This is a genomic window from Streptomyces actinomycinicus (genome assembly GCF_016741775.1).
GTDB lineage: Bacteria > Actinomycetota > Actinomycetes > Streptomycetales > Streptomycetaceae > Streptomyces > Streptomyces actinomycinicus.
Genome location: NZ_JAERRK010000003.1, coordinates 278,184 through 302,414, shown reverse-complemented (window position 1 = coordinate 302,414; position 24,231 = coordinate 278,184). Strand labels below are relative to the sequence as shown.

Genomic DNA, 24,231 nt, shown 5'->3' with positions numbered 1-24,231 from the left:
GCGTCCGCACGGCAACGTACGGGACGTGAGCCGGAAGTGAGCCGGAAGTGAGCCGAAGGGCGCGCCGTGAAGTGCGCCCAGAGGCGGACCGAGACCGGGAACGACCTGCACCCAGGAGAGCCGGGGCCCGGAACCACCCGCACCCAGGAGAGCCGGGGCCCAGAAGAGCCGGGGCCCGGGAGAGCCGGGGCCCAGGAGAGCCGGGGCCCAGGAGAGCCGGGGCCCGGAACGACCCGGGCCCGGGAGAGCCCGGGGCCCGGGAAAGAGGGTGCCCTCTCGGCAAGGACGGCGACTGGTCGAGAGGGCTCTCCTGGTGATGCTTGTGCAGTTGTCCGGACCAGGGTCAGGGAGATCCCCTTACGCCTTGACCGAGGCCACGAAGGCGTTCCACGCGGTGGCGGGGAAGGCCAGGATCGGACCCTCGGAGACCTTGGAGTCGCGGACGGCGAGTTCGGCGGTGGTGGGCGACTTGACCTCGACGCAGGCGCCGTTGCCCGCGGAATAGGAAGACTTCATCCACGTCTCCGAAGCGCCCTGAATCAGTGCCATGTCCACTCCTGTTGCGAGTTGCGGTAGTGCGGTTCACGCCAACCATGTCGTCTGATTGGCGTGATCGACGCTACCGGGCAACCGCCCTTGCCGGAGTAGTCGTTCACTCAACCGGATGGCATATTCCAGGTGAGCCTTCCACTGGAGTGGACCGACGGTGTACGATCCGGCGCCCTCTGCGAGATGACGTCAGTCCGCGTACAGTTTCGCCACATCGGCGATGTATTGCCGGGACGCCTCCACATTGAGGGACTGTGCCCGCAGATGCTCGTACATCACGGCGTACTTCTGCACGTCCTGCGCCTTCTCCAGGTACAGGTCGCTGGTGACGCCCTCGAGGTAGACCACACTGGAGTCGGCCGCGTCGGCGAACTCCAGGATGGCGTACTGGCCGTTGAGCCCCGGATGCGCGCCCACCTCAAACGGCAGCACCTGCACGGTGACGTGCGGCAGCTGGGACATCTCGATCAGGTGCTCCAGTTGCTCACGCATCACCAGTTTGCTGCCGACGACCCGGCGCAGCGCCGCCTCGTCCAGCACGACCCACAGCCGGAGCGGGTTGATCTCGGCGGTGATACGTTCCTGTCGGCGCATCCGCACCTGGACCCGCTTCTCGATCTCGGCCGTCGACGTCTCCGGCAACGCGCCCTGCACCAGGGCCTCGGCGTAGGCGCGGGTCTGCAACAGACCGGTCACCAGCTGGGGTTCGTACACGCGCAGCGACTCGGCGTCGGTCTCCAGACCGATGTAGACGCTGTACGGGATGTCCCCGAAGGTGTGCCACCACCCCTGCTGCCTGGAATCCCGGGCCATCTCCATCAGCGAGTCGACGATCCGCTGGTCCTCGACCTCGTAGACCCCGCACAGATCGCGCACATCGCGCTGGCTGATGCTTCTGCGGCCGTTCTCCAACCGGCTGATCTTCGACTGCGACACGAGCAGCCGCTCCGCCACCTCTTCCGCCGTCATGCCCTTGAGCTCGCGGAGCCTGCGCAGCTCCTGGCCCAGCCGGCGTCGTCTGACGGTGGGATTGACATTGGACGCCACGGGACGTGCACCTCCGGCTGCCTGCCTGTTGCTTAACACTTTCCGTATCTGCTGTTGAGCAGACTGCCACCAAGGTGGTTTCTACCGCTGGGAAACGGAGGATATGCGGCATGGACGCAGTCGAGCGGGGCGGCGAGACCGCAAGCGTCTCGCCGCCCCGCTCGGACCAGCGGCTCCCGAACCGGGTCTTGTGGGACCGGGGTTACGGCTCAGTGGGCCACGGCGCGCGCCATGGATCCGTGGCGCGGCTGCATCGGAACCCCGCGTGCGGGTTCCGCCGTGGCCCGGGCACCGGACGCGGCCTGCCGGCCCGCCGGGGCCGGGCTCCGGCGCGGCTGGGCGGCCGCACCGTTCTGCACGTCCATCACGGCGTGGGCTACGAGCCCGCCCATGGGGTCGTGCCGGATCAGGTCCCGCAGCCGGGACCGCGAGGACCGGCCCTCGTTGCCCGGATACAGGTGCTTGCCGAGCCCGACGGCGTGTGCCAGGGCGGCGAGCGCCGCGGTCCGCGGGTCCGGCGGTACGCCGGTGCGGATCGCGGAGTCCAGCCGGGCGCGGATCTCCCGGCTGATGTCGGTGTCGGTGGCCTGGTAGCGGGTCGTCGGCAGCACCCCGCACATCTGGCCCGGTACGGCGGCGACCATGCCGCACCGCTCCAGATGTGACAGGTAGGTCTGCCTGAGGCCCAACCGGGGCCCACCGATCCAATGGACGGCACGCACGGGAGCGCCACGCCTTCGCAGCAACTCCAACGCGCAGTCCAGAGTCGGATCTCCTGTCGGCCGTGGCACCACCACGGCGATACGATCCCCGTCTGGGGCTATCCGTCCGGCCAGCGCCAGCTCCACTAGCTGCGCACCGGCCAGACCGAGGTCGAGCGACTGCGGCTGTGCAGTGGTACCCGTGGCCGGGTCCAGTGCCAGCAGCAGAAGCTCCTCCGGAAGTGTTCTGCGGCTCCTGCCCATCCATGCCTCCCCGCGTGGATGAATGACAGGGTGACCCCTCTCACATTGGTCTGTCGAGGGCGCGTGACCGGTTCGTGAGGGAACCGGTAGGTATGTCGTTCTCGTCTACCGCAGGGGCCAAGCCCTCACACAGGACACTGGTACATGGTTCGGACAGGGCGCGCTTAGGCGTGCGGCGCATGAGGAGGCATCGGTGGCGGGCGAGTCCCCCGACAGGTCGAAGCAGCGCGAGTCGTCGGCGAAACCGACGTCGGGGAGCGCGGGTTCGGTTCCCGAGGCGCGCGATCCGCGTCTCGCAGTGGCCCGCGAAAAGGATTCCTCGGACGGCGCCGCGGACACCGCGACGAAGATCCTGACGATACGGTCCGAAACCCCGTCCACACCGGAGGAACCGGCCGACGCCGACCCTCAGGACACCGCCCTGCGCGCGGCGGTGTCGGCGTGGGTACGCGAGCCGCGAGCCGACGCGAGTGCAAAGCCCGAGAACACCGAGGACGAGAAGCCCGCCGCCGGGACCCCGGCGACGGCCCCCGGGGCGACCACGGACACGGCCAGCCCGTCGAATACCACCGACACCCCAAAGGGCGCCCGGCCCACCAAGGCTGACACCAAGGCAGAGTCCCACGCCACGCCCCCGGCCGACACGAAGCCCAAGCACACGACGGACACCGAATCCACCGCAGGCACCGGGGCCGACACGCACACCGACAGCGGGGCCGAAGCGGACGCCGAAGCTGAAGCGGACACCGAGGCCGGCACCGAAACCGAGGCAGACACCAAGGTTGAGGCAGAGGCCAAGCTTGACGCGCCCGCAAAGGAAGAGGCAGACGCTGACGCCGACGCCAAGCCAGAGGGCGACACGAAGACTGACGCGGACAGCGAGCCCGGCGCCGGCACAAAGGCCGACGCGGACGCCAAGCCAGAGGGCGGCACGAAGACTGACGCGGACAGCGAGGCTGTCGCTGGCGCGAAGGCTGGCGCTGGCGCGAAGGCTGACGCGGACGGCGAGGCTGATGCTCGCGCGAAGGCCGGCGCGGACGCCAAGCGCGAGGGCGACACGAAGACTGACGCGGACAGCGAGCCCGGCGCCGGCACGAAGGCCGACGCGGACGCCAAGTCAGAGGGCGGCACGGAGGCTGACGCGGACGGTGAGGCTGGTGCCGGCACGAAGGCTGCTGGGGGCGAAGGCGTAGCCGAGGCCGGGGAGGCCGGTGACGGGCCGGAGGCCGCCGACGGTGAGGACGACCCGCAGGGGCCACCCGCGGCCGACGACGAGACCCGCACGGGTGGTGCGGGTGGGAAGACGGACGCCGAAGGCGAAGCCGAGGCGGAGTCCGGCCCCACAGACGCCCGCCCCGTCGATCAGCCGACCGCCGTCTTCAAGGCCGTACAGCCCAGGAAGCCCGCCGTCGACCAGCCGACGACCATGCTCAAGCTCGGCGGCAAGCCCAAGCCCCCGGAGTCCGACTCCGAGCGCACGAGCAAGTTCGTCGCGCTCAAGGACGACATGCGCCCGGCCGGAAAGCCACGGACACAGGCGCAGGAGAAGGCAACGCCGAAGGCAGAGGCACCGGCGGAGCCGTCGGCCAAGCCGCAGGCAAAGGCACCGGCAGAGCCGTCGGCCAAGCCGCAGGCAAAGGCACCGGCGCCGGCACAGCCCCCGGCCAAGCCGCAGCCGCAGGCGAAGGCCCCGGCTCCCGCCCGCGACACCACCACCACCGTCCCGCACGTCGGCCCCGAGCGCACCACCCAGCAGCCGCTCCCGCCCAAGCCCCCGCTGGACCTGCTGGCGGAGCTGACGAACACGCCGCCGCCCCCGGAGACCCCGGTCCGCACGCTCGTGCGCCGGGTCAAGATCTGGACCCCCCTGGTCCTGGTCCTGGCGATCGTCATCGCGGTCGTGCAGGCGTTCCGCCCGCTGCCGTCCCCCACCCTGCAGCTCACCGGCAAGGACAGCTACACGTTCGCCGGTGACAAGCTGCAGCTGCCCTGGCCGAACGAGGGCCAGGGCTGGATCGACGGCGCCGGCATCGGCACGATGGGCAGCTTCGGCAAGCAGACGCCCGTGGCCATCGGCTCGGTCGCCAAGACCATGACCGCGTACATCATCCTCAGGGAACACCCGCTGAAGCCCGGCGAAGAAGGCCCGAAGATCGAGATCGACGCGAAGGCCGAGACGGAGGGCGGCTACTTCAAGGACGGCGAGTCCACGCTGAACACCGTCAAGGCAGGCAACCACCTCACCGAGAAGCAGGCCCTGTCGGCCGTCATGATCCCCTCCGCCAACAACATCGCGCGGCTGCTCGCGCGCTGGGACTCGGGCTCGGAGGCGGCGTTCATCAAGAAGATGAACGCCACCGCCAAGGAACTGGGGATGACCCACACCACGTACACCGATCCCTCGGGCCTGAAGGAGACCACCGTCTCCACCGCCGAGGACCAGGTGAAGCTCGGCCAGGCGTTCGTCAAGGTACCGGCGCTGGTCGCCATCAGCAGCGCGGCCAGCTGGACCGACCCGTCCGGCAAGTTCTGGCCCAACTACAACGAGCTGCCGTTCCACATGGGTGCGATCGGCATCAAGACCGGCAGCACCACCGCGGCCGGCGGCAACCTGCTCTTCGCCTCCCGCAAGCAGGTCGGCGGGCAGACGGTGACGATCGTCGGCGCGATCCTCGGCCAGCACAAGGAGAAGATCCTGGAGACGGTCAACAAGGTCAGCGAGACCGCGCTGCGTGCCGCGCAGTCCGCGCTGACCTCGTCGAAGATCCTGAAGAAGGGCGATGTGGTCGGCTACGTGGACGACGGGCTCGGCGGCCACACCCCGGTGGTGGCCACCAAGGACGTCCCCGCCGTCGGCTGGGCCGGGCTGAAGGTGAAGCTGTCCTTCGCCTCCGGCAGCGTGCCGCACACCGCGAAGGCCGGCACGAGGGTCGGCACGCTCACCGTGGGTGACGGTTCGGCCGGTGCCGTGAAGGTTCCGGTGGCCCTGCAGCAGGACCTGGCCGAGCCCGGTCTCGGCGCGAAGCTGACCCGCCTGGGCTGATCGCGCCTCCCCTGTCCCACCCGCGCACCCCGCCTGCGGAGCCCCACCCGGGAGCCCCGCGGCGGGGTGCGTGCTAGCGTCACGAATCGGGGCAGCTCGCCGGTCCGGGGGGACGGGGCCGCGAACTGGACGGGAAGCGGCCGGGAACCTTGTGAAAAGCGGCCGAGAACAGAAGACGGGACACGGGGAGTGCCTTCAGGTGGCCACAACGGAGCCGACACGCGCCGACGACGCAGTTCCGGGCCCGGTACCCGGGCCGCGAATACGCCTGTCCATGACTGACACCGCGACCGGCGCGGTGGCGGACAGGGGGACGGACACGGCCGCACGCACTGCGGCGGTCACCGACTCGCACACGGAGAGTAACCGTACCGAGGCTCCGGCCGGCCGAGGCGCCCGTCGTCCCCTCGCCGCCCTCGAACCCCTCCGGCAGCGGCTGCTGCGGCACCCGGTGCTGTCCGTGACCGCCCTCGCGGGCGTGCTGCACATTGTCTGGTTCTTCACGTTCGCGAACAGCGGTGGCGATCTCGCGGCGCAGGACGCGTGGGCGGAGTTCGTCGGCCGGCACCCGGACTCGGCGTACAACCTCGCCTGGTACGGGGGCATGCACCCGGTGTCGTACAGCGTGGTGTCGCCGTACCTGATGTCGGTGCTGGGCGTCCGTACGACCATGATGATCGCCGGGACGGTCTCCGCGGGCCTGCTGACGCTGGTCCTCATCCGCAGCCGGGCGGTGAAGAACCCGCTGTGGGCCGCGCTCGCCGGGGTCGCCGCGCTCCTGTGCAACGCGATATCCGGCCGGGTGACCTTCGGCCTCGGCACGATGTTCGCGCTGGGCGCCACCGCGGCCGTCTTCTGCTGGCCGTACCGGTGGCGGTACAAGCGCTGGGCGAAGGCACTGGTCACCGCCCCGCTGGCCGCGCTCGCCACGATGTCCTCGCCGGTGGCGGGCCTGTTCGTGGGTCTGATCGCGGCCGGGATGTTCCTGCAGAAGCGGCGCCCGGGCGCCTGGGCGCTGGGGCTCGCGCCGACGGCGGTGGTCGCGGTGTCCGCGTGGCTGTTCCCGTTCTCGGGCACCCAGCCGATGGCGTTCGGCTCGGTGATCCTTCCGCTGTCGTACGGCCTGCTCTGCCTGTTCCTGGTGCCGAAGGAGTGGGTGACCGTCCGGCTGACGGCCGCCGTGTACAGCCTCGGCGTCGTCCTGGTGTGGCTCATCAGCTCGCAGATCGGCACGAACATCTCGCGGCTGCCGATGCTGTTCGCGGGTGCGACGCTGGTCGCCGTCCTGCCGTACACGGTGCCGAAGTCGCGCAAGTGGTACGTGACCGTGCTGGCGCTCCTCGGCTTCACCGGCTGGGTCGGATTCAAGACGGTGGACGACATCATCCACACCACCCCGGCCGCGTCCTGGGCGCGGGAACTCGCCCCGCTCGTGCACGAGCTGCAGAAGAACGGTGCCGAGAAGGGCCGTGTCGAGGTGATCCCGGCCCGCTCGCACCGCGAGGCCTCCGCGCTCGCGCCGTACGTCAACCTGGCCCGCGGCTGGAACCGGCAGGCCGACATGGAGCGCAACCCGCTCTTCTACGACGACACGCTCAACTCGGCGAACTACCACGATTGGCTCCAGCGGTGGGCGGTGCACTTCGTGGTGCTGCCCAAGGACAACCCGGACGGGGACGGCGGCGAGCGCGAGCGGGCGCTGGTGCGGCGCGGGATGCCGTATCTGCAGCAGATCTGGGGCGACACCAACTGGCAGCTGTTCAAGGTGACCGACCCGGCCCCGCTCGCCGAGCCGAACGCGGTGGTGCAGCGGGCCGAGCAGGGTGAGATGACGCTCGACGTGAGCAAAGCCGGGCGGATCCTCGTCAAGATCCCGTACTCGCCGTGGCTGAGCATCGTCGACGAGCACGGGAAGAGCCTGCCGTACGAGAAGGGCCACGCCTGTGTGATGGGCACGGAGGAGGACGCGGACGGGGACAAGTGGACCGTGCTGGTCGCGCCCAGGGCCGGGACGTACCGGCTGGCCGCGCCCTACCAGCTGCCGCGCGGTACGCCGTGCCCCGACGAGCTGAGGTGAGCCTTCCGCTCGCCCGGCCGGGCAGGGCGGTCCGGTCGGCCCGGCCGAGCCGGTCGGTCCGGTCGGTCCGGTCGGTCCAGTCGGTCCGGCAGAGCTGGTCGGTCCGGTCCACGTGACAGCGGGTGCATCTCGGCCGGAGGCGGGAGGGTCCGGGCGGCGGGGGTGCTACTCCGCTCCCCGTAGCGCGGTGACGTAGCGGTCGGTGCCCGGCACCGTCGGGATGAACGGTGCCAGCAGCTCCATCCGGCCGAACCCCGACTCGGCCACCTGCTCCTCCAGGCCCGTGAAGTGCTCCTCCCAGCACTCCCGCGGATCGGCCTCCAGGAACCACAGCAGCGTCAGCCGGGTGTCCACCCCCTCCACCTGCTTCACATAGGTCATCCGGTCGCCCGGCAGCGGCGTCGGGCGGAACAGCGTCACCATGGCGGACGGGGAACCCGCGAGGCGCCGGGGCAGGTGGCGGCTGGCGAGCCAGTCCACCAGCCGTGCCCGCTGCTCCGCCGACTCCGCGTCGATCACCTCCAGCACGAGCCCGGCGTAGGGGTGGTCGAGGGCGTGGTGGTCCCGCGGGCCCGCGGCGCCGTCCCGGTACACCGTCGTCTCGTGGTCCTGGAAGGCCGTGAAGACGTGGGTGCGGTCCTGGTAGACGCGGGCGTCCCTGTTGAGGCGCTTGTTGATGGCGACCGTCCACTTCATGTGGTCGTCGTAGCGGCCGTCGGTGATCCAGTACGTGGAGAGGTAGCAGCCCGCGGTGACCGGCTGGGCGACGGCCGACTTCTCGGGGCGGCGCAGGAGCTGCAGATCGCGGGTGGCGACCCAGCGGCGGCCGGCGTACATCCAGGGCATGGCCATCGCGCCGGCGTAGTAGTGGTCGTCCTCGTACCAGCGGTTGTAGGCGTACTCGTGGCCGGGGTGCGGCTCGACCATCGTGATCAGGGCATGCCCGGGGCGGATGCCGTAGGGGCCGACGGCGGCCAGTTCGGCGTACAGGTCGCTGCGGGTGTCCTCGCTCATGCGGTTCCCCTTTCGTGCGGTCGCCCATACTCTGACGCTCCGTCAGATGAAGCGCCATAGCCGGGGAGGCCGGAATGTCTCTGCTCGCGGGCAAGACCGTCGTCGTCTCGGGGGTCGGGGCCGGGCTCGGTCATCAGGTCGCGGCGGCCGTCGTACGGGACGGCGGGAACGCGGTACTGGGGGCGCGCACCGAGGCGAACCTCGCCAAGAGCGTCGCCGGGATCGATCCGGACGGCGCGCGCACGGCGTACCGGGCGACCGACATCACCGACGAGGGGCAGTGCGACGCTCTGGCCGCGCTGGCGCGGGAGCGGTTCGGCGGGATCGACGCCGTGGTGCAGGTGGCGGCGTGGGACTCGTACTTCGGCGGGCTGGAGGACGCCGACTTCGCGACCTGGCAGTCGGTCATCGACGTGAACCTGCTGGGCACACTGCGGATGACCCGGGCGTGCCTGCCGGCACTGAAGGCGGGCGGGGGCGGGTCGGTGGTGTTCATCGGGACGCAGTCGGCGGTGGCCGCACCCTCGCAGGTGCGGCAGGCCGCGTACGCCGCCTCGAAGGGGGCGCTGACCAGCGCGATGTACTCGCTGGCGCGGGAGCTGGGGCCGCACCGGATCCGGGTCAACACCGTGCTGCCGGGTTGGATGTGGGGGCCGCCGGTGCAGGCGTACGTGCAGTTCACCGCGCAGACGGAGGGGGTGCCGGAGGACGAGGTGCTGAGCCGGCTGAGCGAGCGGATGGCTCTGCCGGAGCTGGCCACCGACGGGGATGTCGCGGACGCGGCGGTGTTCCTGGCCTCGGACCGGTCGCGGGCGATCACGGGTCAGTCCCTGCTGGTCAACGCGGGTGAGCTGATGCGCTGAGAGGCCGAGAAGCGCCCATCACTTTGTTCATGTGCATGAACAGAGGTCAATCACACAAACACTTTTACCGTGACTTGACCTTCCCCTTGCTTGTCGTGTTCACGTTCTCGCACCCACGATCGGGCACATGAACAGTCTCGACTGGGCCGTGCTCATCGGCTACTTCGGTGTGATGGTCGCGATCGGCGTCTGGTCGCACAAGCGCGTGGACAACGTCTCCGACTTCTTCACGGCCGGCGGCAAGATGCCCTGGTGGCTCTCCGGCATCTCGCACCACATGTCGGGCTACAGCGCCGTGATGTTCACCGGGTACGCGGGCATCGCCTACACCTACGGCGTCACCTCCTTCATCACCTGGTCCTTCCCCATCGCGCTCGGCATCGCCATCGGGTCGAAGCTGTTCGCGCCGCGCATCAACCGACTGCGGTCGCGGCTCCATGTGGCCTCCCCGCTGGAGTACTTGAAGAACCGCTACGACCTGCGCACCCAGCAGGCACTCGCCTGGTCCGGCATGCTGCTGAAGATCGTGGACGTGGGCGCCAAGTGGGCGGCGATCGCGACCCTGTTGTCCGTGTTCACCGGGGTGTCCCTGAACCAGGGCATCCTCATCACCGGCGCCATCACCGCGATCTACTGCACGATCGGCGGCCTGTGGGCGGACGCGCTGACCGAACTGGGGCAGTTCGTGATCCAGTTGCTGGCCGGCATCTCGATGTTCGTGGCCGTCGTGATGAAGCTGAGCGACAAGGACATCGGCTTCTTCGGCGCCTGGGACGAGCCGGCGCTGCACGGGCACGGCAAGCCGCTGGTCGGTCCGTACGGCACGGTGTTCCTGCTGGCGTTCCTGTTCATCAAGCTCTTCGAGTACAACGGCGGCATGCTCAACCAGGCCCAGCGCTACATGGCCACGGGCAGTGCCCGCCAGGCCGAGCGCTCCGCCCGGCTGTCGGCGGTCCTGTGGCTGGTGTGGCCGGTGGTCCTGTTCTTCCCGATGTGGATGTCCCCGCTCCTGGTCCACGCGCAGAAGCCGGACGGTTCGGACGCGTACGCCCTGATGACCGGACAACTGCTGCCGCACGGCCTGCTGGGCCTGGTCATCGTCGGCTTCTTCTCGCACACCATGGCCATGTGCTCCTCCGACGCCAACGCCATCGCGGCGGTGTTCACCCGCGATGTCGCGCCGGTGCTGTCGTCCCGCGCACGGGCCTGGGGCGAACGGTCGGGCCTGATCGCCGCCCGGGTGACGACCGTCGTGTTCCTCGGTCTGTCGATGGCGGTGGCGACCCAGGTCGACTCCCCCGCCTTCAAGGACATCATCACCGTCGTCATCAAGTGGGTGGCCGGTCTGATGGGCCCGATCGCCATCCCGATGATGCTCGGCCTGCTCCGCCCGTTCCGCCGCTCCGGCCCGACCGCGGCCCTCACCAGCTGGGCGGCGGGCCTGCTGGCCTTCTGGCTGGTCAACTACCCCGTCAACTGGAACGTCGACGGCGGAGTCCCCCTCCAGTACCAGGTCTCGGTGCCGCTCGCGGTCTCCCTGCTCCTGTACGTCCTGATCGGCTACGTGAAGCCGGAGGACACCCCGGAGCGGCTGGCCGTGATCGAGAGGGTCAACACGGACGGGGGTGCGGCGGCGGCACCGGTGCCTGCGGGGGCCGGGGACGACGTGATCGCACCGGCGGTGAAGGAATAGTCGCCGGGCTCCTTGAGCGAAGCAGGCGGGTGAGACCGGCATAGGTCTCGCCTGCCCTCACAATTCTCCGTTTTGCTCACGCTGGTGGGTAGGCTGAGGGCATGAGCAACAGCATCCACGACGTGGACGACGCTACGTTCACCCAGGTCAACTTGCTTGCACGGGCCTGGAACGTGAGCCCTGCGGAGGCCGTACGCAAGCTGATCGAGCACTTTCAGCGTCCTGAGGCCGCCTCACAGGCCCCGACCGCGAACGATCGGCGCGTAGCGGTGCATGCCCTCTACGACGGCGTGCGGATCGAGGGTGAATACCACCCGGTCACTCACGCACTGGCCATCAACGCCGGTCCGGCGGCCGGTAATTACCGCACTCCGAGCGGCGCAGCCACTGCCGTCCTGCAGGCGTTGAACCCGCAAGTGAAGCCCAACCGGAACGGCTGGAGCTTCTGGATCGTCACCGAGACGGGCAGGCTGCTACAGAGTCTGAGGAACCCGGTCTGAGCTGGGACTACTCCGAATCACTTCCCAACTCCTGTGCGTCAGCGCTACCGTTGCGGGTCTACGGCCACCCATCAGGAGTCCTCCGTGCCCAACGATCGTGATCCGCTGCTCAGTCAGCGCACCGCACTCGTCCTCGCGCTGAGCTTGTTCGTGAGCATCGCGGCGGCAGCCCTGCGGGCATGGGGTGGCGCCAGTCCGCAGGAAGCCGCCCTTACGGGCGGGGCGGCCTTCTTCCCCGCCGTCCTGTTCTTCCACGCCGTCATCGCCTGACCGCGTGCGCGCCTGAGGTCAGGCCCGCGGGTACCGGGCCAGCCAGCCCGGTGACGAGCCGGCGGGGCCGTGCAGGGCCGGGCCCTGGGTCATCTCCATCGCGTAGTCGTCGGCCAGCTCCAGGATCGTGGGGCGGCCCTCCAGCTCGGCCAGCCAGGCCGGGGGGAGGGCCGTTTCGCCGTGCAGGGCGCCCAGGAGACCACCGGTGAGGGCACCCGCGGCGGCCGAGGGACCGCTCTGGTTCACCGCCAGGCACAGGCCGTGCCGTACGTCCTCCCCCACCAGCGCGCAGTACACGGACGCGGCCAGCAGGCCGTCCGCCGTGCCGTCGCCGGCCAGCTCCTCCACCCGCGCCGGAGTCGGCATCCCCTGCCGTACCGCGCCGAGTGCGTGCTGCAGTGCGTCCGAGACCGGCTGGTGGCCGGGACGGACGGCGAGCAGGGCCAGGGCCCGCTGCACCGCGCCGTCCAGGCTGTCGCCGCGGGCCAGCGCGTGCACGATCACCGCGTACGCGCCCGCCGAGAGGTAGGCGATCGGGTGCCCGTGGGTCTGGGCCGCGCACTCCACGGCCAGCTGCACGACGAGCTGCGGCTCCCAGCCCACCAGCAGTCCGAACGGCGCCGAGCGGGTCACGGCCTCCGGTCCCAGCTCGCCGGGGTTCTTCGGGACCTCCAGCGTGCCCATGGTCTCGTCGCCGAACCCGATGAGCAGGGCCCGGGTCGGGTCACGGCGGGCGTACAGCCACTCCTCCCGGGCCAGCCACCCGTCGTCCTTGCGGCGCTCGTCGGGACCCCAGTCCCGCTGGGTGGCCGCCCAGCGCAGATACGCCCGGTGCAGGTCGGTCGGCGGATGCCAGGCGCCGGTGTCGCGGCGCACCTGGGCACGGATCAGCCCGTCGACGGTGAACAGGGTGAGCTGGGTGTGGTGGGTGACCGTGCCGCGCCGGCCTTGCCCGAAGGCCAGGTCCAGCAGGCCCTCGCCGCCGTACGCGGCCCGGATCTCCTCCAGGGACAGCGGGTCGGCGGGCCCGCCCAGCGCGTCGCCCACGGCGCCGCCGAGCAGGGTGCCGCGCACCCTGCTGCGGAAGTCCTGCTGTTCGGCGCGGCCCCAGACGGCACCGGACGTCATCGTCACCAGACCTCCTCACGGCACCGTCCGCCCGTACGACGCTAGGCACTGTAATCGACCAGGAACGGTCCGTTCAGCGGGCGGAAACGCCCCTGAAGGGTCATTTCCGGCCAGCTGCTCCATCGACGCCGCCACGAAGCCGCCGTCGGCCCTGGCCGGCCCTACGCGCCGGAGGCGACAAGCGCTTCGACGCCGTCCCGGATGCGGTCGAGCCCGAACTCGCGAAGAAGCCGGCGAAGGTGGTGACCATGGGGCCGGACCGGTCCGCGTGGCCGGCACGGGAGTGGTCGGAGTACGCGGAGACCGTGGTCACGACCGATCCCCTGGCCTACGGCACGCTGAAGACGGTCGTCATCCCGGTGAATACGGCCCAGGAGTGCACGACGGCCCGCAGCGGCGCGAGGCTGCCGCGGCTGCCGGGCGTTGGTCGTCGCTTCGAAGAACTGCTGGATCAGCGCCGGCACCCGACGCGGTGTTCATGCCACGGCCACGGATGACGGCCGGCAGTCGCGGCAGCGGCCCGGGTGCGGGGCGCGGAAGGCGCGGTCGCAGCCGTCGCAGGTCTGGAGTGGGGAGGGGCGGTGCTGCGCCGGGCGGGGTGGCGCCACGGGGAGTTGGGGTGGCAGCTGCGTGGTGAGGCGGTGCCGCAGGAAGGCCGCCGGGTGCTTGATCGGGTCCTGGGGCAGGCCGGTCGTGAGCGTGCGGACGACGGCCGTGGGTGGCACTCCCCGCTCCAGCCACTCGGAGACGGCCGGCGCCAGGTGGTGCACGTCCCGCTCGGTGAGCAGCAGGCGGGAGTCGTGGGCGCGGAGGGCCGCCAGGAGGTCGGTGGCTGTGCGCGGTGGCGCGGGCACCTTCGGTTCGGCCGGGCGGGCAGGTTGAGCCGGCGGGGCCGGGCGGGCCGACCGGGTCGACCCGGTCGGGTCGGGGACGGGGGCCGCTGCGGCCACGGCGAGCCTCGGCCGGTTGTACGAGATCGTCCGGGTCGTCACCTGTCCCGATTGAAGACGCTCCCTGGGACGCGAGAGGTATCCGTGTTCCTCCAGCTCGCGCAATGCCGCGGCGATCCGGATCTCCCCCTCGGGGAACTTCGCCGCCAGCGCCTTGATGCCGATCGGGGTGCCCTCCGGCAGCGACTGGATGTGCAGCGCCAGGCCGATGGCCACGAGCGACAGCTCGGCGTGCTGAGCCAGATGATTGCCGACCACGGTGAAGTTGTCGTGGTGGGGTTCGTTCACGTGGGTGACGCCGGACGAATGCCGGGTCTTGGGGCGCGCGGACGCGTTACGCTGCTTGTCAGTCACGAGGAAGTTGCTTTTCCTTGGTGATCAGGCCCTCGCACTGGGATGCCAGTCCCGGCGAGGGCCGATGCATGTCCGGGTGGTCGTCGCCGACACTGCACGACAACTGCTGTGCCGCGCCAGTTGCGTTGGGCATATTCACTCCGGCGGGTGATCGACGGGGGCGGTGGGGGCGGGTTCGGTTCTTTCCCCGGTTCTTTGGTCTTCCGGGGTCGGGGGCCACCGGGTCACACCCCGCCACGACCCGGTACGACACATCACCCCAAGTCCGCACCAAGCGCGCCGTGTTCACCGGGTCGCGGATAGGCGGGACCCGGCTCGCCGGGGGTCCCTGCCCGGACGCGTGACGACACGGACACGGCGGGGTGAGACGGGAGGCTACGGTTCCCTCTCCGCGTACCAGGAGAAGGCCCTCGGCCTCGACGCCCGCGATCTGCGGAAGCTGAAGGCGCAGCTGCCGGAGGGCTGATCGTCCCGGCAGCCGCGTCCCCTCCGTGCTCCGTCCGGCACGGGCGGGGCGCCGCACGCCGATCGGCCAACTCCCTTGTGATTCTGACGCAATGCGGGTGGGGGAAGGCGACTCCCGTCGGGGAGAATCCAGCCATGACCACCACCCCCACATCTTCCGGCACTGCCACCACACGCGCCTCAGGTACCGCAGCCGCCCTGGCCGCCGGTGTGCTCACCGGCATACTCGCGCTCTACATCGCCCTGGTCGCCCTGGGGAACATCACCGACTTCGGGACCAACCAGCAGTTCGTGCGGCACGTGCTGGCGATGGACACGACCTTCCAGGACGACGACCTGATGTGGCGGGCGATCACGAGCACCGCCCTGCAGGACACGGCCTATGTGCTGATCATCGCCTGGGAGACGGTTTCGGCGCTCGTGCTGATCTGGGGGACGTGGCTCTGGGCGCGGCGCGACGACGACCGCGCCCGGCGGTTCTCCACCTACGGGCTGCTGATGCTCCTGCTGCTCTTCGGCGCCGGATTCATCGCGATCGGCGGTGAGTGGTTCTCGATGTGGCAGTCGAAGACCTGGAACGGGCTGGACGCTGCGGCCCGGGTGTTCCTGCTCAGCGGGGTGGCGTTGATCGTCAACCAGCTGCCCGCCGCGCGGCGGGACGCCAGTTGACGACCGCCACCTCGGCGTCCTGAACGGACGCTAGTCGACGACGGCCACCTTGGTGCCCTGATCGCCGAAGGACCAGAGCGCGGCGCCGTCCTCCTTGTGCATGCGGATGCCGCCCAGCTTCTGGCCGTTGGCCGGCGGCGGCGACGCGCCGTCGAGGGCGTTGGAGAAGGCGACGTTCACACCGGACACCTTGGTGAAGTACATGACGTGCTCGATCTCCACGCCGTCCGAGCCCTTGAGGGACTGGGTGCGCAGGGTGATCGAGTAGCGGCCGGGCTGCGGGCTGACCGTGCCCGGCCACACCGTGAACGTGCGGGTCGCCCGGCCGGTCGCGTCGACCAGCCAGACCCGCTTCTCGCCCACCGAGTAGACGATCCGCCGGCCGTCCCCGGACTGGTCCGGCAGGGCGGGATCCGCCGGTTCCTTCGGTGTCACGGTCGCGTGCGGGTGCGGCGACGCCGACGCGCTGGGCCGCGTCACCGCGGCCGTGGGATGCGGCCCGTGGTCCGCCTGAACGGCGAGGACGACCACGGCCGCGGTCGCTCCCGCTGTCAGACCGGTGACCCAGGCCCACGAGGGCAGTCGGGCAGCCACGGGTACGCATCTCCTCCGCTACGGGTCCCCGTACGGGACCGTGGGTCGGATCATCGTACTCAGTCCAGGACCGGCAGCAGCTCCGGCAGGTGTCCGTCGGAGGCCTCCGCCGCCCGTCGGCGTTCCTCGGGGACCTCGCCGTAGAGCGTGGTGCGGGGCCTGGCCGGGCGGCCCGCCGACTCGGCCACCGCCACCAGGTCGCGGACCGACTTGTACGAGCCGTACGACGAGCCCGCCATCCGGGAGATCGTCTCCTCCATGAGGGTGCCGCCCAGGTCGTTGGCGCCGGATCGGAGCATCTCGGCCGCCCCCTCCGTGCCCAGTTTCACCCAGCTTGTCTGGATGTTGGGGATCCAGGGGTGGAGGAGCAGCCGGGCCATCGCGGTGACCGCCCTGTTGTCCCGCATCGTCGGGCCGGGGCGGGAGATGCCCGCCAGGTAGACCGGCGCGTTGGTGTGGATGAAGGGCAGGGTCACGAACTCCGTGAAGCCGCCCGTCTCGCGCTGGATCCGGGCCAGGGTGCGCAGGTGGCCCAGCCAGTGGCGGGGCTGGTCGACGTGGCCGTACATCATCGTGGACGAGGAGCGGATGCCCAGCTCGTGCGCCGTCGTGACGACCTCGGTCCAGGTGGCCGTGGGCAGCTTGCCCTTGGTCAGCACCCAGCGGACCTCGTCGTCCAGGATCTCCGCGGCCGTACCGGGGATGGTGTCCAGGCCGGACTCCTTGGCGGCGGAGAGCCACTCCCGGATCGACATGCCCGTCCGGGTCGCGCCGTTCACCACCTCCATCGGGGAGAAGGCGTGCACGTGCATGCCCGGGACTCGGGACTTGACCGCCTTCGCGATGTCGAAGTACGCCGTGCCGGGCAGGTCCGGGTGGATGCCGCCCTGCATGCACACCTCGACCGCGCCCACCTCCCAGGCCTGCTGTGCGCGGTCCGCGACCTGCTCCAGCGAGAGCGTGTACGCGTCGGCGTCGGTGCGGCGCTGTGCGAAGGCGCAGAAGCGGCAGCCGGTGTAACAGACGTTGGTGAAGTTGATGTTGCGGGTGACGATGTAGGTGACGTCGTCGCCGACGGCCGACCGGCGGACGTCGTCGGCGACCCGGCACAGCGCGTCGAGCGCCGGGCCGTCCGCGTGCAGCAGGGCCAGGGCCTCGGCGTCGGTCAGCCGGGTCGGGTCGTCGGCCGCGGTGCGCAGCGCCTCGCGCACGTCGGCCTCGATGCGCTCCGGCGCCATGCCGGGGGCCGCCGCCTCGCGCAGCGCCTCCCAGTCGCCGTACACCTCGTCGAAGTCGGCGCGCCGGTCGCCCGTGCGGCCCTCGGTGTCGACGGCGGCGTGCAGGTCCGTACGGCCGGACGCGACGAAGACCTCCTCGGGCTCCTGCCACGGGTGGCCCTGGACAACCGCGTCCGGGCGGGCCAGGCCCGTCCGCGGGTCGGCCAGGGCGTCGACGTGCGGGCGCAGCCTGGGGTCCAGCCAGGGCTCGCCACGGCGGACGAACTCCGGGTAGACGCAGAGGCGTTCACGCAGTTCGAAGCCGGCCGCCCGGGACTTCTCGGCGAGTTCCTCGATCTGCGGCCAGGGGCGCTCGGGGTTGACGTGGTCGATGGTCAGGGGCGACACCCCGCCCCAGTCGTCGATGCCGGCACCGATCAGCCGCTCGTACTCGGAGTCGACGAGGTTCGGCGGGGCCTGGAGGCAGGCGCTCGGGCCCATGATGTGCCGGGCCACGGCCACCGTGGCGACCAGCTCGTCCAGTTCGGCGTCCGGCATGCCGCGCATCGCCGTGTCCGGCTTGGCGCGGAAGTTCTGGATGATCAGTTCCTGGATGCCGTGGTAGGCGCGGGAGACCTTCCGCAGGGCGAACAGGGACTCGGCGCGCTCCTCGTAGGTCTCGCCGATGCCGATGAGCAGGCCGGAGGTGAAGGGGACGGAGGAGCGGCCCGCGTCCTCCAGCACCCGCAGCCGTACGGCCGGTTCCTTGTCCGGGGAGCCGTGGTGCGGGCCGCCGGGCTCGGACCAGAGCCGCTCGGCGGTCGTCTCCAGCATCATGCCCATGCTCGGCGCGACCGGCTTCAGGCGCTGGAAGTCCGTCCAGCTCATCACTCCCGGGTTGAGGTGGGGCAGCAGGCCCGTCTCCTCCAGGATGCGGATGGAGACGGCCCGGACATAGGCGATGGTGTCGTCGTAACCGTGCGCGTCGAGCCACTCGCGCGCCTCGGGCCAGCGGTCCTCGGGCTTGTCGCCGAGCGTGATCAGGGCTTCCTTGCAGCCGAGGGCGGCACCCTTGCGGGCGATGTCCAGCACCTCGTCCGGGGACATGAACAAGCCGTGCCCGGCGCGGCGCAGCTTGCCGGGGACGGTGACGAAGGTGCAGTAGTGGCACTTGTCCCGGCACAGCCGGGTGAGGGGGATGAAGACGCTCTTCGAGTACGTGATGACGCCGGACCTGCCCGCCGCCTCAAGGCCCGCGTCCCGTACCCGGGCGGCGGACGCGGCGAGGTCGGTGAGGGCCTCGCCGCGCGCCTGGAGCAGGACCGACGCCTCGGCGACGTCGAGGGCGACGCCGTCCCGGGCGCGTTTGAGGGCGCGACGCATGGAGTTCTCGGTGGGGCCGGTTCCGGGGGTCGCGGAAGTCGTCATCTCTTGAGCATACGTAGGGGCTACGCCGGTTCGGCGAGGTCGGGGAGCCGGCTCCGGGGGGGGGCAGCGCGTCGGCGGGTGCGGGTCCGTCCCGGCTGGTCGGGCGGTGCCCCGCGCCGCCGAGCCGGCCGTCGCCGCCCTCCGCTCACACGTACTCGGCGTATCCGTCGAGCACCCGCAGCACCTCCTCCTCCTGCGCCGGCGGGAGTTGGAGCACCACCTCCCCGATGCCCGACTCCGCGTAGTGCGCGAGCTTGCCCGGGGACGGCAGGACCGCGTACGGGACGATCTGGAGCGCGGACGGGTCGCGGCCGGCGTCCGCCCATACGGATCGCAGCACCGGCAGGGACTCGGTGAGACCGCGCCCGCCGATCGGCATCCAGCCGTCCGCGTACTCGGCGATGTGCGCGAACAGCCCGGGCCCCGCTGCCCCGCCGACGAGCGTGCGCGGCCCCACCACCGGACCCCGCGGCTTCTGCACCGGCTTGGGGAACGCGTAGCTCGGCCGGACACCGCCGAACCGCCCTGTGTGACCGGCCGGTTCCTCGGACCACAGGGCGCGCATGAGGCCCATCCGGTCCCGGACCAGTTCCCGGCGTTCGCGCCACTCGACGCCGTGGTCGGCGGCCTCCTCGACGTTCCAGCCGAAGCCGAGGCCGAGGGTGAAGCGACCGCCGGAGAGGTGGTCGAGGGTGGCGATCTGCTTGGCCAGGGCGATCGGGTCGTGCTGGGCGACCAGGGTGATGCCGGTGCCGAGCGCCAGCCGCCGGGTGACGGCCGCGGCCTGGGCGAGGGCGACGAACGGGTCGAGGGTGCGGCCGTACTCGCGGGGCAGGTCGCCGCCGGCCGGGTACGGGGTGGTGCGCTCGACGGGGATGTGGGTGTGTTCGGGGAGGTAGAGGCCGGCGAAGCCGCGGGTTTCCAGCTCACGCGCGAGCCGGGCGGGGGTGATGGTCTCGTCCGTGAGGAAGATCGTGACGGCGATACGCATGGGTCATCTGTACCGGCTGCACTACGGACTGTCCATACCGACTGGTTGGTGTTCGCGGTCCGCGGGAGCCGGCCGCGTGAGGTGACCGCGTGAGCGTGGGGTGGCCGCAGGGGGGGGTGGCACCGGAGGGTGGCCGGCCCGGCGGGAGGTGGTGGTGGAAGGTGGCGGCGGGAGGTGGTGGTGGAAGGTGGCGGCGGGAGGTGGCGGCGGGAGGTGGCCGACGGCCCTCCGCCGGTGCGGGCCGACTGTGGCTCGTTGCGCTGTTCCTCGTGCCGCCCGGGCGGCTTACGTTGAGGGTGTGACGAGCTTCCGCGGCACCCTCCCCCCGGGCTCCCCCGACTACGTCTACCTCCCGGTCGAAGTCCCGCCGGGCACAGCCGAGCTGCACGTCTCCTACACCTACGACAGGCCCCCCGTCCCGGCCGGCACCCCCGGCAACGCCCTCGACATCGGGCTCTTCGACAGCCGGGGTACCGAGCTGGGCGGCCGGGGCTTCCGGGGCTGGTCGGGGGGCGCCCGGACGGAGTTCTCCGTGCGGGCCGACGAGGCGACGCCCGGCTACCTCCCCGGACCGCTGCACCCCGGCACCTGGCACATCGCGCTCGGCCCCTACACGGTGGCGCCACAGGGGCTGTCGTACGAGGTGACGGTCACGCTGACCGCCGGGGAGAGCGGGCGGGCGCCGGAGCCGGTGTATCCGCCCGGCGGGGCCCCGGGGCGGGGCCGGGACTGGTACCGGGGTGACTGCCACCTGCACTCCTGGCACTCCGACGGCCGCCGCACCCCGGCGGAGATCGCGGACCTGGCCCGCGCGGCCGGGCTGGACTTCATCAACAGCTCCGACCACAACACCAACGCGTCGCACGCACACTGGGCCGACGCCGCCGGCGACGACCTGCTGGTGCTGCTCGGAGAGGAGGTCACGACCAGGAACGGACACGTCCTGGCGCTCGGCATCGAGCCGGGCACCTTCGTCGACTGGCGCTACCGGGCCCGGGACAACCGCTGGGCCCACTTCGCACGGGCGATCCACCGGGCCGGCGGTCTGGTCGTACCGGCCCATCCGCACGCCACCTGTGTGGGCTGCGGCTGGAGGTTCGGGTTCGCGGAGGCGGACGTCGTCGAGGTGTGGAACGGGGCCTGGACGCCCGACGACGAGGTGACCCTGGCCGCCTGGGACGCGCAGCTGGTCGCATCGGTGCGGGGCGATCGGGCGTGGCTGCCGGCGATGGGCGACAGCGACGCGCACCGCGACCCGGACGTGGTCGGCATGCCGCAGACGGTCGTCCTCGCCGACGAGCTGACCAGGGAGGCCGTCCAGGAGGGGCTGCGGGCGGGCCGGTCGTACGTGGCCGAGTCCAGGAACGTCTCGCTGGCCTTCTCGGTGACGGCCGAGGGAGGTGAACGGGCGGGCATCGGTGAGCGGTTGGCGGCCGGACCCGGCACCGCGGTGACCGTCCGGCTGGAGGTGACGGGCGGGCCGCGCTGCTCGGTCCGGTTCGTCACCGACCAGGGCGTGCTGTTCACCGGCGGGCCGCTGCCCGTCTCGGGCACGGGCACGGTGGAGTGGCGGACCACTCCGGCGTACGCGGCCTACGTCCGGGCGGAGCTGCGGCACGAGACGGCGGCCGGGCCGGTGCCGGGGGTGATGGCGGCCTTCACCAACCCGGTGTTCCTGGGCCGGTGAGTCGGGCACCCGTACCCGGCCGCTAGCCGATCTGCTCCGCGGCCCACTCGGCCCACTCCCGGCGCATCGCGTTGAAGCGCAGGCCGTACTCGAGGGCGATCCGGCCGTGGACCGAGAGGTTGCCGTCGTCCCAGTCGATGGAGTCGGCGAGCTGCCGCAACTGCTCGTGCTCCGTACGGGACATCTCGATCAGACCGGTCAGGTAGGCACGCGCCTGGGCGGGTTCGAGCACGCCGAGGAAGAAGACCCGCAGCAGGAGGTCGCTGCGGGTGTTGCGCTGCGGCCGGGTCTCGGTCAGCCACTGGCGCAGCTCGGCCATGCCCGCGCCGGTGAGGGCGTACTCCTTGCGGCCGCGCGGGCCCTCGGCGGCCACGGTGATCAGCCCGGAGCCGGCCAGCTTGGTCAGCTCGGTGTAGATCTGGCTCTGGGTCGCGGGCCAGACGTTGGCCAGTGAGGTGTCGAACGTCTTCAACAGGTCGTAGCCGCTGGCGGAACGCTCCGACAGCAGGCCGAGCAGTGCGTGTCTGAGGCTCATACCGCCACCTTACCTTCCAGTATTGACATGTCGAGGCACGACCTTCTACTTTTGACATGTCGAAACAGGAACTCAAGCCTGTGAACCGGACCGATCGGGGGATCCCATGTCGTACCTGCGCACCTTCCTGCCGTGGATCGTCTTCGCCGTCTTCCCCTCGGGGGACTGGCAGTGGGGCGCCCTGGCCGCCCTGGCGGTCTCCGTCGCACTCATAGCCCGGGAGAAGCGGTCGGGCACCGGGTTCGACGCCCTGGTCATCGAGACGGGCTCCGCGGTCTTCTTCGCCGTCCTCGCGGCCGTCGCCTTCGCCGATCCGCACTCGGGCGTGCACGACTACTCCGCCGCCCTCTCTTCCGGCACCCTCGCCGTCATCGCCGGCCTCTCGCTCGCGGCAGGCCGGCCGTTCACCCTGGGGATCGCCAAGCGCACCACCCCCCGCGAGCTGTGGTCCCTGAAGCCGTTCGTCCGGACCAACGTGATCATCACCGGTGTGTGGACCACCGCGTTCGCCCTGACGGCCGGTGCCCTCGCCGTGGCCGCCCACGCCGGACACGGCCACTCGACGGCCGCCACCCTGATCCAGGTCGCCGGCTTCGTCCTCCCGATGGTCTTCACCGTCCGCTACGTCGCCCACGTCCAGGCGAAGGCCGCGCAGCCGATCCGCTGACCACCGCCCGGCTCCCGTTGCCGGGCCCCCCGTTGCCTGCCTCGCGGCCGCGCGGGAGGCTGGCACGCGTCCGCACCCGACCGTGAACGCGACGCGCGCCCCGCACGGGGGCCGCCACGGCATCCCCGCAGTGCGCAAGGCCGTGCCGGGGAAGAGCAGGAGAACCTCAGACATGTCAGGCCGCGCCGACCGCAAGCACCGCATCGTGACCCGCTTCCAGCGGCACCTCGCCAACCCGCTCAACCGGCGGCTGCCCTTCCAGACCCTGCTGGAGACCACCGGGCGCACGTCCGGCCTGCCCCGGCAGACCCCGGTCGGCGGGCGCCGGGTCGGGGACTCCTTCTGGCTGGTCTCGGAGTTCGGCCTCAGGTCGCAGTACGTGCGCAACATCCAGGCCCGTCCCGAGGTGCGCGTCCGCATCGCCGGCCGCTGGCACCACGGCACCGCCCACCTCCTCCCCGACGACGACGCCCTGGCCCGGCTGCGCACCCTGCCCCGCTTCAACAGCGCGGCCGTCCGCGCGTTCGGCACGGACCTGCTGACGGTACGGGTGGACCTGACGGACTGAGGGACGGGCCCGGCGGGTCTGCCACACTGCGCGCGTGAACCTCACCACCGCACCCTCCGCCGTCGACCCGGCCGTCGACTTCCCGGAGCTGGCACCCCACGCGCGCACCACCGTCCGGCTGCATCCGCGGCGCGGCACACCCGGTCCGCGCGACAGCCACCTCGGGGGCCCGCTGTGGTGGCCGGCGGCCGAGCCCTGGCCGGAGTGCACCGGGCACAAGGACGTCAACGGCCGCCCGGAGGGCCCGTACCCGCTGGTCGCGGTGGCCCAGTTCACGGCGGCGGACTTCCCCGGGATCCGGTTCCCGGCGGGCACCGACCTCGTCCAGCTGCTGTGGTGCCCCGACTGGCACGACCAGCCGCACCCGGAGGGCTGGGGCCAGGCCTGCCGGCTGTTCTGGCGCCGGGCCGCCGACGTGACCGATCCGCTCACCCGGCAGCCGGATCCCGAGGACCACTGGGCCTACGACGAGGACATGGTCCCGCGCGCGTGCCTGCTGCATCCGGAGCGGCTGACCGAGTACCCGTGGCACGAGGAACTGCCGGCGGGCCTGGCGGAGCGGTTCGAGGCCTGGCTGGACGAGCGGGGGCTGTCCGACGACGTCTCGGTGATACCCGGCTGGAAGCTGGGCGGCAGCATGGGCTGGGGCGTCACGGACATGCCCCGGCGGCTCGACTGCGGTGCCTGCGGTGCTCCGCTGGAACTCTTCCTCCAGTGCGACACGTGCGAGTACCAGCCGGGCCCCTTCGGCCCCGAGGGCCTGCCGCACCGCTTCCGGCCCCTCGAGGAACGCCACCTGGAGCCGCACACGTCGCAGGAGGAGGCGGCCCGCGAACCGACCGGCATGACGGTCGGCCGGGGCGGTCACGCGGGCCTGTACACCTGCTCGGCGGACCCCCGGCACCCCGCGTCGCTCTTCACCCAGTGAGCCGGGCGGCCGCCGGGGTTCAGCGGCTG

The 24,231-nt window shown here is 71.4% G+C and carries 23 protein-coding genes; 13 read left to right on the top strand and 10 right to left on the bottom strand.

The annotated features are described in order from the left end of the window. Window positions 1-357: 357 nt before the first annotated feature. From JK359_RS08370 to JK359_RS08360, 3 genes are all read right to left on the bottom strand, one after another. Entirely contained in the window at window positions 358-549 is a 192-nt protein-coding gene (locus JK359_RS08370; protein ID WP_201833510.1) for a DUF397 domain-containing protein, read from the bottom strand. Window positions 550-738: 189 nt separating this feature from the next. Then, on the bottom strand, window positions 739-1,596 hold the full coding sequence (locus JK359_RS08365) for a helix-turn-helix domain-containing protein (protein WP_201833508.1): 858 nt from the start codon (window positions 1,594-1,596) through the stop codon (window positions 739-741). A 209-nt stretch (window positions 1,597-1,805) separates the two neighbouring features. Beyond that, window positions 1,806-2,561: a GOLPH3/VPS74 family protein gene (locus JK359_RS08360; RefSeq protein WP_201833506.1), complete on the bottom strand. Its 756-nt coding sequence runs from the start codon at window positions 2,559-2,561 to the stop codon at window positions 1,806-1,808. 193 nt (window positions 2,562-2,754) lie between these two features. Between JK359_RS08360 and JK359_RS08355 the strand changes: the two genes are divergently transcribed. Together JK359_RS08355 and JK359_RS08350 are read left to right on the top strand one after the other, a co-directional pair. Beyond that, complete coding sequence (locus tag JK359_RS08355) at window positions 2,755-5,604, top strand: D-alanyl-D-alanine carboxypeptidase (RefSeq protein ID WP_201833504.1); 2,850 nt, start codon at window positions 2,755-2,757, stop codon at window positions 5,602-5,604. A gap of 199 nt (window positions 5,605-5,803) precedes the next feature. Beyond that, a complete protein-coding gene (locus JK359_RS08350) occupies window positions 5,804-7,681 on the top strand; it encodes a DUF8823 domain-containing protein (protein WP_201833502.1) in 1,878 nt (625 codons plus the stop codon). Between the two features lie 165 nt (window positions 7,682-7,846). Here the strand turns inward: JK359_RS08350 and JK359_RS08345 are convergent, their stop codons facing one another. Then, window positions 7,847-8,695 (bottom strand): hypothetical protein, encoded by an 849-nt coding sequence (locus JK359_RS08345; RefSeq protein ID WP_201833496.1) that lies wholly within the window; start codon window positions 8,693-8,695, stop codon window positions 7,847-7,849. A gap of 74 nt (window positions 8,696-8,769) precedes the next feature. Between JK359_RS08345 and JK359_RS08340 the strand changes: the two genes are divergently transcribed. The 4 genes from JK359_RS08340 to JK359_RS08325 all read left to right on the top strand — a co-directional run bounded on the left by JK359_RS08340 (window position 8,770) and on the right by JK359_RS08325 (window position 12,021). Further along, on the top strand, window positions 8,770-9,558 hold the full coding sequence (locus JK359_RS08340; RefSeq protein WP_201833491.1) for an SDR family oxidoreductase: 789 nt from the start codon (window positions 8,770-8,772) through the stop codon (window positions 9,556-9,558). A 127-nt stretch (window positions 9,559-9,685) separates the two neighbouring features. After that, a complete protein-coding gene (locus JK359_RS08335; protein WP_201833489.1) occupies window positions 9,686-11,251 on the top strand; it encodes a sodium:solute symporter family protein in 1,566 nt (521 codons plus the stop codon). A 101-nt stretch (window positions 11,252-11,352) separates the two neighbouring features. Further along, window positions 11,353-11,751 carry a hypothetical protein gene (locus JK359_RS08330; protein ID WP_201833488.1) on the top strand — a complete coding sequence of 133 codons (399 nt, stop codon included), beginning with the start codon at window positions 11,353-11,355 and terminating at the stop codon, window positions 11,749-11,751. An 84-nt stretch (window positions 11,752-11,835) separates the two neighbouring features. Further along, complete coding sequence (locus tag JK359_RS08325; RefSeq protein ID WP_201833487.1) at window positions 11,836-12,021, top strand: hypothetical protein; 186 nt, start codon at window positions 11,836-11,838, stop codon at window positions 12,019-12,021. An 18-nt stretch (window positions 12,022-12,039) separates the two neighbouring features. Here JK359_RS08325 and JK359_RS08320 read toward each other — a convergent pair whose 3' ends face one another. Continuing rightward, entirely contained in the window at window positions 12,040-13,155 is a 1,116-nt protein-coding gene (locus JK359_RS08320) for an ADP-ribosylglycohydrolase family protein (protein WP_201833486.1), read from the bottom strand. A 242-nt stretch (window positions 13,156-13,397) separates the two neighbouring features. Between JK359_RS08320 and JK359_RS08315 the strand changes: the two genes are divergently transcribed. After that, complete coding sequence (locus tag JK359_RS08315; protein WP_201833485.1) at window positions 13,398-13,646, top strand: hypothetical protein; 249 nt, start codon at window positions 13,398-13,400, stop codon at window positions 13,644-13,646. On the opposite strand, the gene JK359_RS08310 is transcribed toward JK359_RS08315, so the two are convergent. Next, window positions 13,626-14,453 carry a helix-turn-helix domain-containing protein gene (locus tag JK359_RS08310; protein ID WP_307788013.1) on the bottom strand — a complete coding sequence of 276 codons (828 nt, stop codon included), beginning with the start codon at window positions 14,451-14,453 and terminating at the stop codon, window positions 13,626-13,628. The genes JK359_RS08315 and JK359_RS08310 overlap by 21 nt on opposite strands. 340 nt (window positions 14,454-14,793) lie before the next feature. Between JK359_RS08310 and JK359_RS39805 the strand changes: the two genes are divergently transcribed. Continuing rightward, entirely contained in the window at window positions 14,794-14,919 is a 126-nt protein-coding gene (locus JK359_RS39805; protein ID WP_269138976.1) for a hypothetical protein, read from the top strand. A gap of 134 nt (window positions 14,920-15,053) precedes the next feature. After that, complete coding sequence (locus JK359_RS08305; protein ID WP_236677474.1) at window positions 15,054-15,587, top strand: DUF2165 domain-containing protein; 534 nt, start codon at window positions 15,054-15,056, stop codon at window positions 15,585-15,587. 30 nt (window positions 15,588-15,617) lie between these two features. On the opposite strand, the gene JK359_RS08300 is transcribed toward JK359_RS08305, so the two are convergent. The 3 genes from JK359_RS08300 to JK359_RS08290 form a co-directional block, all read right to left on the bottom strand. Further along, entirely contained in the window at window positions 15,618-16,181 is a 564-nt protein-coding gene (locus JK359_RS08300) for a hypothetical protein (protein ID WP_201833484.1), read from the bottom strand. Between the two features lie 59 nt (window positions 16,182-16,240). After that, window positions 16,241-18,826 (bottom strand): bifunctional FO biosynthesis protein CofGH, encoded by a 2,586-nt coding sequence (locus tag JK359_RS08295; protein WP_201833483.1) that lies wholly within the window; start codon window positions 18,824-18,826, stop codon window positions 16,241-16,243. Window positions 18,827-18,971: 145 nt separating this feature from the next. After that, window positions 18,972-19,817 carry an LLM class F420-dependent oxidoreductase gene (locus tag JK359_RS08290; RefSeq protein WP_201833481.1) on the bottom strand — a complete coding sequence of 282 codons (846 nt, stop codon included), beginning with the start codon at window positions 19,815-19,817 and terminating at the stop codon, window positions 18,972-18,974. A gap of 298 nt (window positions 19,818-20,115) precedes the next feature. On the opposite strand from JK359_RS08290, the gene JK359_RS08285 reads away from it, so the two are divergent. After that, window positions 20,116-21,504, top strand: coding sequence for a CehA/McbA family metallohydrolase (locus JK359_RS08285; RefSeq protein WP_201833478.1), 1,389 nt, complete (start codon window positions 20,116-20,118; stop codon window positions 21,502-21,504). Window positions 21,505-21,526: 22 nt separating this feature from the next. On the opposite strand, the gene JK359_RS08280 is transcribed toward JK359_RS08285, so the two are convergent. Beyond that, a complete protein-coding gene (locus tag JK359_RS08280) occupies window positions 21,527-22,039 on the bottom strand; it encodes a PadR family transcriptional regulator (protein ID WP_201833476.1) in 513 nt (170 codons plus the stop codon). A 106-nt stretch (window positions 22,040-22,145) separates the two neighbouring features. On the opposite strand from JK359_RS08280, the gene JK359_RS08275 reads away from it, so the two are divergent. The 3 genes from JK359_RS08275 (at window position 22,146) to JK359_RS08265 (ending at window position 24,202) form a co-directional block, all read left to right on the top strand. Continuing rightward, window positions 22,146-22,706, top strand: coding sequence for a hypothetical protein (locus tag JK359_RS08275; protein ID WP_201833474.1), 561 nt, complete (start codon window positions 22,146-22,148; stop codon window positions 22,704-22,706). 172 nt (window positions 22,707-22,878) lie between these two features. Then, window positions 22,879-23,274: a nitroreductase/quinone reductase family protein gene (locus tag JK359_RS08270; RefSeq protein WP_201833472.1), complete on the top strand. Its 396-nt coding sequence runs from the start codon at window positions 22,879-22,881 to the stop codon at window positions 23,272-23,274. Between the two features lie 34 nt (window positions 23,275-23,308). After that, a complete protein-coding gene (locus tag JK359_RS08265; protein WP_201833469.1) occupies window positions 23,309-24,202 on the top strand; it encodes a YwqG family protein in 894 nt (297 codons plus the stop codon). Window positions 24,203-24,231 lie beyond the last annotated feature (29 nt).